Source organism: Luteibacter sp. (assembly GCF_051958795.1).
Lineage (GTDB): Bacteria > Pseudomonadota > Gammaproteobacteria > Xanthomonadales > Rhodanobacteraceae > Luteibacter.
This window is the reverse complement of record NZ_JBQCFT010000282.1, coordinates 1-9,242: the sequence shown is the minus strand read 5'-3', so window position 1 is coordinate 9,242 and position 9,242 is coordinate 1. Positions and strand designations below refer to the sequence as shown.

The following is a 9,242-nucleotide window of genomic DNA, read 5'->3' as shown; positions in this document are numbered from 1 at the left end:
CCCCCCCCCCCCCCCCCCGCTCCCACAGGTCACAGGTGCACCGTCAGGGGGTCAATCGCTCAGGCTGCGAAGACGCGCTCGCCGCCGATCCAGGTTTCCGTGACGTGGTGGGTGGCATCCATCACCACGAAATCCGCGCGGTAGCCGGCGGCGATATGGCCATGGCTGCTACCCAGGCCGAGGAAGGCGGCGGGGTAGGTCGAGGCCATGCGGGCCGCTTCGTCGTAGGGCACGCCGACCATGTCGATGGTGTTGCGCACGGCCGAGGCCATGTCCAGCGCCGAGCCCGCGAGCGTGCCGTCCGCGGTCTGGCAGACGCCATCAAGCGCGGTGATGGTTTCGCCCTTCAGCACGAAGTTCGGGTTGTCCGAACCCACCGGCGGCATGGCGTCCGTCACCAGCATCATCTTCGTCGGCGCCTTGGCGGCGATGGCGACGCGCAGCGATGCCGGGTGCACGTGGTGGCCATCGACGATCAGGCCGCACCAGCTGTGGTGGTCTTCCAGTGCCGCGCCGACCACGCCGGGCTCGCGGCTGGTGAACGGGGTCATGGCGTTGAACAGGTGGGTGAAGCCGCGCACGCCCATGGCGAGCGCATGGTGGGTCGCATCGTAGTCGGCGCCGGTATGGCCGGCGCAGACGATGACGCCGTTCGCCACGAGCTGGGCGAGCACATCATCGCTCGCGCGTTCCGGCGCCAGCGTGAGCAGGGTCACGCCGCCGTGACGGCGCGCCACCATCGCGATGTCATCGGCGCCGGCGATGCGGAACTTGGCCGGATCGTGCACGCCCTTGCGCTCCGGCGCGATGAACGGGCCTTCCAGGTGCACGCCGAGCACGCCCGGCACGCCCTGGGCCACCGCATCGTTCACGGCGTCGATCGCGCGCGACATCACTTCCGCGTCGTCGCTGATCAGCGTGGGCAGGAAACCCGTCGTGCCGAACTTCGCGTGGGCTTCGCCGATGGCGCGGATCGCCTCCACCGTGGGCTCATCGTTGAACAGCACGCCACCGCCGCCGTTCACCTGGCAATCGATGAAACCCGGGAGCAGGGTGCGCCCGCCCAGGTCATGCTTGTCCGCGGCGCGCACGCGCGGGTCGGAAGGCAGGGCGAGGGCGGTGATCTTTCCGTCATCCACCAGCACCGCAAGGCCGGTCTGGAATCCGTTATCGGTCAGCACGCGGCCGTTGACGAGGGCGAGGGTCATGGCGAAGTCCTTGGGCTCGAAGCGGGGATCAGACGGTTTCCGTCACCTTGTTGAGGTGCGGCGGGACATCGGGGTTGAAGCCGCGCTTGAGCGCGAGGGCCGCGGTGGCGCGGTAGAAGCTCTGCACGGTGACCAGCGGTGCCGAGATCGGCGCAGTAGCCACCAGCGGCAGCACGCCCTCGCCCGTGGCGCCAGGGGCGGCGACCCAGACCTTGGCGCCACGCTTGCGGAACTCCGCGGCGACATCGAGCACGCCGGGCAGCGTGTCGTCGTTCTGGGCGAAGAACAGCACCGGGAAATCGGGGCCGACCAGGGCCATCGGGCCGTGCTTCACTTCCGCAGCGCTGAACGCCTCGGCGTGCAGGCCGCAGGTTTCCTTGAACTTCAGCGCCGCTTCGAGCGCACCGGCGAAACCGAAGCCACGGCCCACCACGAACAGGTTGTGCGCATCGACCAGGCCATCGGTCAGCGTCGACCAGTCCGCATCCCAGCCCTGGCGCAGCTGCGCCGGCAGCGCGGTGAGCGCATCGGCGATGTCCTGCTTGTCGCTCCAGCGGGCGGCGATATGCAGGATTGCGAAAAGCGAGCCGAGGTAGCTCTTGGTGGCCGCGACGCTGGTCTCGGGGCCGGCATGCAGCGGGACGACCACATCGGCGACGGCCGCCAGCGGCGAATCGACCACGTTGACCAGCGCGACGATGTACGCACCGGCGCGCTTGGCGGCTTCGGCGTTACGCACCAGGTCGGGGCTCTTGCCCGACTGCGAGACAGCGACGTACAGGGCGCCGTCCAGATGCTGCGAGGCATGGTAGATCGACGTCACCGACGGCGAGGCCGAAGCGGTGACCACGCCGCACTGGGTTTCGAAGACGTATTTCGCGTACATCGCCGCGTGGTCGGAGCTGCCGCGGGCGCACGTGATCACCATGCGCGGCGGGTTCGCGCGCAGGCGCTCGGCCAGCGCGGAGACGATCGCCTCGTTGTGGGCAAGCTGACGCTCGGCGACCTCGGCGGTCTCGTGCGCTTCGCGGAACATCAGGGTGTCTTGCGGCTGGATGGTCATGGTGGCGTTGGGCTCGTCAGTCGCTTTGCAGTTCCGCCACGAAATCGTAGATGTCGCCGCGGTACCAGGAATTGGTGAACTCGACGATGCGCCCATCGTCGAGGAAGCTGCGCCGTTCGATGTTCAGGCCGGCGCTGCCGGTCGGCAGGCGCAGCAGGCGGAGCTGCGCGGGACCAAGGATCACGGCGCGCAGGCGCTGCAACGCGCGGGTCGGGCGGTTGCCCAGTTGGTCCAGCGCTTCGTACAGGGAATCCTCGACCAGGCCCGGGTCGGGCAGCAGGGCGAGCGGCACGGCGCTGCGCTCGATCGCCAGCGGCTCATCGCCGGCGTAGCGCAGCCGGTGCAGGCGTACCACCTGCGTGCCCGGCGAGAGGTTCATCGCCATGGCTTCCTCGGGGTTCACCTCGCCGATCGCCTTCTCGAAGAACTCCGAGCGCGGATTGAGCCCGCGGGCACGCAGGTCCTCGGTGAAGCTGGTCATGCGCGAGAGCGGCTTCACGATGCGCTCGGAGACGAACGTGCCGGCGCCATGCCGCTGGGTCAGCAGGCCATCCTCGACCAGGCCGCCGATCGCCTTGCGCACGGTGACCCGGGACAGGGTGAGGGCCCTGGCCAGGTCGCGTTCGCTCGGCAGCGCATGGCCCACCTGGACCTCGCCGTTCTCGATCACGTTACGAATGGCCCGGCGCAGGCGCATGTACGCCAGCGGCAGGCGGGCTGCCGGGTCGTGCTGCAGGCGCTGGTACTCGGTAACGAGGGCGGTTTCCATCAGGCGAAGATACCAATAGCTGACCACTGGGGCAAGGCAGTCGGGACCCGGACAGACCAGACGTTTGACCGAACGGTTGTTTGCACGATCTAAATTGGCCTGAAAACGTTTCCGTTGTGTGATCACGAGGTTAGGTACAGGGGAAGGCCGCACGCAGTGGTACGGGGCTGGTACGCCGTGGTATGTCACTGGTACGATCGAGTGGTACCCCTCCGCAAACCCTTCAAGAGGCACTGTCGTGAGCGCTTCCTCCCTGCCGGTCGAACCCTTTGACCTGGTCATTTTCGGTGGCACCGGCGACCTCGCCGTGCGCAAGCTCCTCCCCGCCATGTACCACCGCTTCGTGGATGGCCAGATCCTGCCCAGGAGCCGGATCATCGGCGTGGCGCGCGAGGGCCTGGACGATGCCTCGTATCGCGAGCAGGTCCGCGAGGCAGTGAAGAAGGGCGTTTCGCACGTGGCGGAAGCCCAGCTCGATGCCTTCATCCAGATGATCGGCTACCGCTCGCTAGACGCCCGCAAGGCCGATGGCTGGGAAGAGTTCGCCGCGCTGATGGGCGAGCGCCCGGACCACATCCGCGTGTTCTATCTCTCGACCTCGCCGGACATCTTCACCGACATCTGCCAGCGCCTGGCCTCGCTGGGCCTCAATGGCGAAAGCGCGCGCGTGGTGCTCGAGAAGCCGATCGGCCGCGACCTGCAAAGCGCCAACGCCATCAACGATGCCGTCGCCCAGGTCTTCAGCGAATCGCAGACCTACCGCATCGACCATTACCTCGGTAAGGAAACGGTGCAGAACCTGCTGGCGCTGCGCTTCGGCAACGCGCTGTTCGAGCCGCTGTGGAACGCACAGCACATCGACCATGTGCAGATCACCGTGGCCGAAACCGTCGGCGTCGGCCACCGCGCGGGCTATTACGACCGTGCGGGCGCGCTGCGCGACATGGTCCAGAACCACATCCTGCAGCTCCTGTGCATGCTCGCCATGGAGCCGCCATCGTCGCTCGCACCCGATGCCGTGCGCGATGAAAAACTCAAGGTGCTGCGTTCGCTCCGCCCGATCAACGGCAGCAACGCAGCCCAGCTCACCGTGCGCGGCCAGTACCGCGCCGGTGCAGCGGAAGGCCAGGGCGTTCCGGGTTACAGCGAAGAACTCGGCAGCGACCAGTCAAAGACCGAAACCTTCGTCGCCCTCAAGGCGGAGATCGGTAACTGGCGCTGGGCCGGTGTGCCGTTTTACCTGCGCACCGGCAAACGCCTTCCCAATCGCGTGTCGGAGATCGTGGTCACGTTCCGTGCGTTGCCGCATTCCATCTTCGATCCTGCGAGCGGCCCGCTCCTGCCCAACCGCCTGACGCTGCGCCTGCAGCCGGACGAGGGCGTGAAGCTGTGGCTGACGATCAAGCATCCGGGTCCGGGCGGCCTGCGCCTGCGCCACGTGCCGCTCGACATGAGCTTCGCGGCGGCGTTCGGCGTGCAGCAGCCCGATGCCTACGAGCGGCTCATCCTCGATGTCGTGCGTGGCAACCCGACCCTGTTCATGCGCCGCGACGAAGTCGAGGCGGCATGGAACTGGGCCGGTCCCATCCTCGACGCGTGGGAGGCAAGCGGCGATACGCCGAAGCCGTATACCGCGGGCACCTGGGGTCCGAGCGCCGCCGTGGCGCTTATCGAACGTGATGGCCGCACCTGGGCCGAGGACGCCGCATGAACGCCAAGATCATCCGCAACGAATACGCCGACAAGCTCACGCTGGCCGACCAGCTCGCACGCGATATCGCGTCGAAGCTGGATGCGGCGATCAAGGCGCGAGGCAAGGCCACGCTCGCCGTCTCCGGTGGCGGCACGCCCAAGCAGATGTTCGCCGTGCTGTGCGAACAGGAAATCGACTGGTCGAAGGTCACCATCACGCTCGTCGACGAGCGCTGGGTGGATACCGACAGCGACCGCAGCAATGCGAAGCTGGTCGCCGAGCACCTGCTGCACCACGAGGCGCACACCGCGACCTTCGTGCCGCTGTTCGACAAGGCGCACAAGGATGACGTCGATGCCGCGCTCGCCGATGTCGGCAAGCGCATCGATGCCCTGGGCCAGCCGCTCGATGTCGTGATCCTGGGCATGGGCCCGGATGGCCACACGGCGTCGTTCTTCCCCGGTGGCGATAACCTCGAAGAAGCGCTCGACCCGAACGGCAAGAAGGCCGTGATCTCGATGCGCGCCGGTGGCGCCGGTGAGCCGCGCATCACGCTCACCCTGCCGCGCGTGCTCGATGCGCGCACGGTTTACCTGCACATCGAAGGCAACGAGAAAAAGGAACTGCTCGCGAAAGCCGAAAGTGGCGAGGACGTGCCGATCCGTGCCGTCCTTACCCAGGATCGCGTGCCCATCCATGTCTTCTGGGCGCCGTAACACGCGCCCGCCTCCACCGGTCAAAGCCCGAGAACATACGCCATGACCCTGCACCCCGTCCTCGCCGAGGTGACCCAGCGCATCGTCGAGCGCAGCCGCGCTACGCGTGCCGCGTACCTCGCCAAGATCCACCCCGCGCGCGGCAACGGCGCGAAGCGGCATCATCTTTCGTGCGGCAACCTCGCCCACGGCTTCGCCGCGTCGTGCGAGTCCGACAAGGATGCGTTGCGTAACGGCCACGCCGCGAACATCGCGATCGTCACCGCGTACAACGACATGCTGTCCGCGCACCAGCCGTACGAAGGCTACCCGGAGCGCATCCGCGCCATCGCCCGCCGCTATGGCGCGACTGCCCAGGTCGCGGGCGGTGTTCCCGCGATGTGCGATGGCGTGACCCAGGGCCGGCCCGGCATGGAACTGTCGCTGTTCTCGCGCGATCTCATCGCCATGGCCACCGCCGTGTCGCTTTCGCATGACATGTACGAAGGCGCGCTGTACCTCGGCATCTGCGACAAGATCGTCCCGGGCATGTTGATCGGCGCGCTTTCGTTCGGCCATCTCGCCAGCGCTTTCGTGCCTTCGGGCCCGATGCCGTCGGGCATCCCGAACGAAGAGAAGTCGAAGGTGCGCCAGGCGTTTGCCGCCGGCAAGGCGACGCGCGCTGAGTTGCTCGAAGCGGAAGCGCGTTCGTACCACGGCGCCGGCACCTGCACGTTCTACGGCACGGCCAACTCCAACCAGATGCTCATGGAGATCATGGGCGTGCACCTGCCGGGTTCGAGCTTCGAACTGCCGGATACGCCGCTGCGCCACGCGCTGACCGAGGCCACGGTGGAGCGCGTGCTCGCCAGCGATTGCATGGGCGAGCACTACATGCCCATCGGCCACATCATCGATGAGCGCGCGATCGTCAACGGCGTGGTGGGCCTGCATGCGACTGGCGGTTCCACCAACCACCTGCTGCACCTTGTCGCGATCGCGCGTGCTGCGGGCATCGAGCTGCGCTGGGACGATTTCGATGCACTGTCCTCGGTCGTGCCGCTGCTCGCCCGCGTGTATCCGAACGGCTACGCCGATGTGAACCACTTCCACGATGCGGGCGGCATGGGGTTCCTCATGGACCAGCTGCTCAGCGCCGGCCTGCTTCACAACGACGTCAACACGATCATGGGCCACGGCCTCGAGGCGTACCGGCACAAGCCGGTCCTCGAGGATGGCAAGCTCACCTGGGTGCCGGTCTCGAAGGAAAGCGGCAACCGTGGCGTGCTGCGTGCGATCAGCGAGCCGTTCCGCGCGGATGGCGGCCTGCGCATGCTCAAGGGCAACCTGGGCCGTGGCGTCATCAAGGTCTCGTCGGTGCCGGAAGACCGCATGGTCGTCGAGGCGCCCGCCATCGTGTTCGATGAGCAGGATGACGTGAAGGCGGCCTTCGACCGCGGCGAGCTCAACCGTGACTTCATCGCGGTGGTGCGCTTCCAGGGCCCGCGTGCGCGAGGCATGCCCGAGCTGCACAAGCTCACGCCGACGCTGAGCCTGCTGCAGGATCGCGGCCATCGCGTGGCGCTGGTGACCGACGGGCGCATGTCCGGCGCGTCGGGCCGCGTGCCCGCGGCGATCCACGTGACGCCGGAAGCCGAGTCGGGTGGCCCCATCGCGCGCGTTCGCACGGGCGATCTCGTCCGCGTGGATGCGATCGCCGGCACCGTCGAGGTGCTGATCGAAGCCGACGAGTGGAACAGCCGCGTTCCCGATAACGTCGATCTCGGCGTGCACCACAGCGGCATGGGCCGCGAACTTTTCGCCATGTTCCGCCAGTCGGCCGTCGCGGCCGACCTCGGCGCGGGCGTGTTCTGAGCAACGGAGTAACGATGAGCAACGAAGCAAAGCAGGCCAAGGTCGAATCCACCCTGGCGCTGGCGCCGGTAGTCCCCGTCGTCATCATCGAGGACGCGTCTAAGGCCGTGGGCATGGCGCGCGCGCTGGTCGCCGGTGGCATCCCGGCGATCGAAGTCACGCTGCGCACGCCGGCCGCGCTCGAGGCGGTCCGCGCGATCGCCGCGGAAGTGGAAGGCGCCTTCGTCGGTGTCGGCACGGTGCTCACCGCCAAGGACCTCGAGGCGGCCTTCAAGGCTGGCGCGAAGTTCGCGGTCTCGCCGGGCAGCAGCCCGCGCCTGCTCGATGCAGCCGATGACCACGAACTGCCGATGCTGCCGGGCGCCGCCACGTCGAGCGAAGCGATGGAGCTCCTCGAGCGCGGATACCGCTTCCAGAAGTTCTTCCCGGCCGTCCCTGCCGGTGGTGCGAAGCTGATCGGCGCATGGGCCTCGCCGCTGCCGCAGATCACGTTCTGCCCGACCGGCGGCATCAGCCTCGCCAACGCGCCGGACTTCCTCGCCCTGCCGAACGTCGCCTGCGTCGGCGGCTCCTGGCTCACCCCCGCCAACCTGCTCGCTGCCGGCGACTACGCCGCCATCGAAACCCTGGCCCGCGAAGCCGCGCAGCTCAAGCGCTGAACGCATAGCGCTCATCGTAGGAGCCCACCCTGTGGGCGACGGCTTTTTCGCGAAAGCGCCACAGGGCCTGTGGCCTTGGTGCGAAAGGCGTCGCCCACAGGGTGGGCTCCTACGTAGCAGGTCGTAGGGCGGCTGGACTACGGCGCACCATCGGACCGACGGTTCGTGCGAGACTTCCCAGCCTCGTATACCGCTACCACGGTCCCATGGTTTACATCCTCCTCGCCGTTCTCTTCAGCGTCTCGGTTTCCATCCTGCTGAAGCTCGCCCGCCGCGCGGGTATCGACATCGTCCAGGTCGTCGCCACCAATTACGTGGTCGCCTCACTGCTCGCTTGGTGGCTGCTCGGTGCGACGCCGCAGGGTGTGCTCGAAGCGAAGGCGACCTGGCCGCCGCTCATCGCCCTCGGCATCCTGCTGCCCGCCATCTTCGTGGTGCTCGCGCGCTCGGTAAGCACGGCCGGCATCGTTCGGACTGATGTAGCGCAGCGCCTGTCGCTGTTCGTCTCGCTGTTCGCCGCATTCGCCTTCCTCGGCGATGTGCTGACGGGGCAGAAGGCGTTGGGCATCGGCATTGCGCTGGTCGCGGTGCTTTGCGTGCTCTGGCGCAAGGGCATCGCCCGCCCGCGCGGTGGCATGCGTGGCAGCGACGATGAGCGTGCGAGCTGGTGGGCCCCGCTGCTCGTGTTTGCGGGCTTTGGCGCGATCGACATCTGCTTCAAGCTCGTGGCGAAGGCCGGCGCGTCGTTCGCGGCCGGTCTGCTCGGCTCGTTCCTGATCGCGATGGTGTTGTGCTGGATCGTAGCGGTCGCCCGAGCGGTATCCGGCAAGGTGGCCATCACCGGCCGCAGCCTCGGCTTCGGCATCCTGCTCGGCGCCTTCAACTTCGCCAACATCCTGTTCTACGTGCGCGGCCACCAGGCCGTGCCGGATTCGCCTTCGCTGGTGTTCGCTTCGATGAACGTGGGCGTGGTCGTCCTTGGCACGCTGGTGGGTGCCTTCGGTTTCCGCGAGAAGCTAAGCGCGATCAACTGGCTCGGCATCGCATTGGCCATCGCCGCCATCGCGGTGATGACTGCGGCGTAGTCAGCGCCGCGCCTTCGAATCGGCTCATTCGCTGGCGCGAATGCATGTGACCAGCGGCTTACGCCGCCTCGCTCTTGTGCGTTGAGGAAGCTGCGGGGGGGGGGGCGCGGGGGGGGGCGCGGGGCGGGGCCGGGGGCGGCGGGGCGGCGGCGAGCAGGGGGGCAAAACCCGGAGCCCCCGCCCCCCGCCCCAGTA

The 9,242-nt window shown here is 67.8% G+C and carries 8 protein-coding genes; 5 read left to right on the top strand and 3 right to left on the bottom strand.

Translation table 11 applies throughout. The features are described from left to right. Positions 1-59 precede the first annotated feature (59 nt). From nagA to ACTHLF_RS14735, 3 genes are read right to left on the bottom strand one after another with little or no spacing between them, the layout of a single operon-like run. Positions 60-1,208, bottom strand: a complete 1,149-nt coding sequence (nagA, locus tag ACTHLF_RS14745) for an N-acetylglucosamine-6-phosphate deacetylase (RefSeq protein WP_440328121.1) — start codon at positions 1,206-1,208, stop codon at positions 60-62. 28 nt (positions 1,209-1,236) lie between these two features. Beyond that, the gene (locus ACTHLF_RS14740) at positions 1,237-2,271 is read right to left on the bottom strand and encodes an SIS domain-containing protein (RefSeq protein WP_440328119.1); all 1,035 of its coding nucleotides are present in this window, start codon (positions 2,269-2,271) and stop codon (positions 1,237-1,239) included. A gap of 16 nt (positions 2,272-2,287) precedes the next feature. Next, positions 2,288-3,040, bottom strand: a complete 753-nt coding sequence (locus ACTHLF_RS14735; protein ID WP_440328118.1) for a GntR family transcriptional regulator — start codon at positions 3,038-3,040, stop codon at positions 2,288-2,290. 238 nt (positions 3,041-3,278) lie between these two features. On the opposite strand from ACTHLF_RS14735, the gene zwf reads away from it, so the two are divergent. The 5 genes from zwf (at position 3,279) to ACTHLF_RS14710 (ending at position 9,047) form a co-directional block, all read left to right on the top strand. After that, a complete protein-coding gene (zwf, locus tag ACTHLF_RS14730) occupies positions 3,279-4,751 on the top strand; it encodes a glucose-6-phosphate dehydrogenase (RefSeq protein ID WP_440328117.1) in 1,473 nt (490 codons plus the stop codon). Beyond that, positions 4,748-5,449 (top strand): 6-phosphogluconolactonase, encoded by a 702-nt coding sequence (gene pgl / locus ACTHLF_RS14725; protein WP_440328116.1) that lies wholly within the window; start codon positions 4,748-4,750, stop codon positions 5,447-5,449. Before zwf ends, pgl begins: the two co-directional genes overlap by 4 nt. A 42-nt stretch (positions 5,450-5,491) precedes the next feature. Then, entirely contained in the window at positions 5,492-7,303 is a 1,812-nt protein-coding gene (gene edd, locus ACTHLF_RS14720; protein WP_440328115.1) for a phosphogluconate dehydratase, read from the top strand. A 14-nt stretch (positions 7,304-7,317) separates the two neighbouring features. Beyond that, a complete protein-coding gene (gene eda, locus ACTHLF_RS14715) occupies positions 7,318-7,962 on the top strand; it encodes a bifunctional 4-hydroxy-2-oxoglutarate aldolase/2-dehydro-3-deoxy-phosphogluconate aldolase (RefSeq protein ID WP_440328114.1) in 645 nt (214 codons plus the stop codon). A gap of 206 nt (positions 7,963-8,168) precedes the next feature. Then, entirely contained in the window at positions 8,169-9,047 is an 879-nt protein-coding gene (locus ACTHLF_RS14710; RefSeq protein ID WP_440328112.1) for an EamA/RhaT family transporter, read from the top strand. Positions 9,048-9,242: the final 195 nt, after the last annotated feature.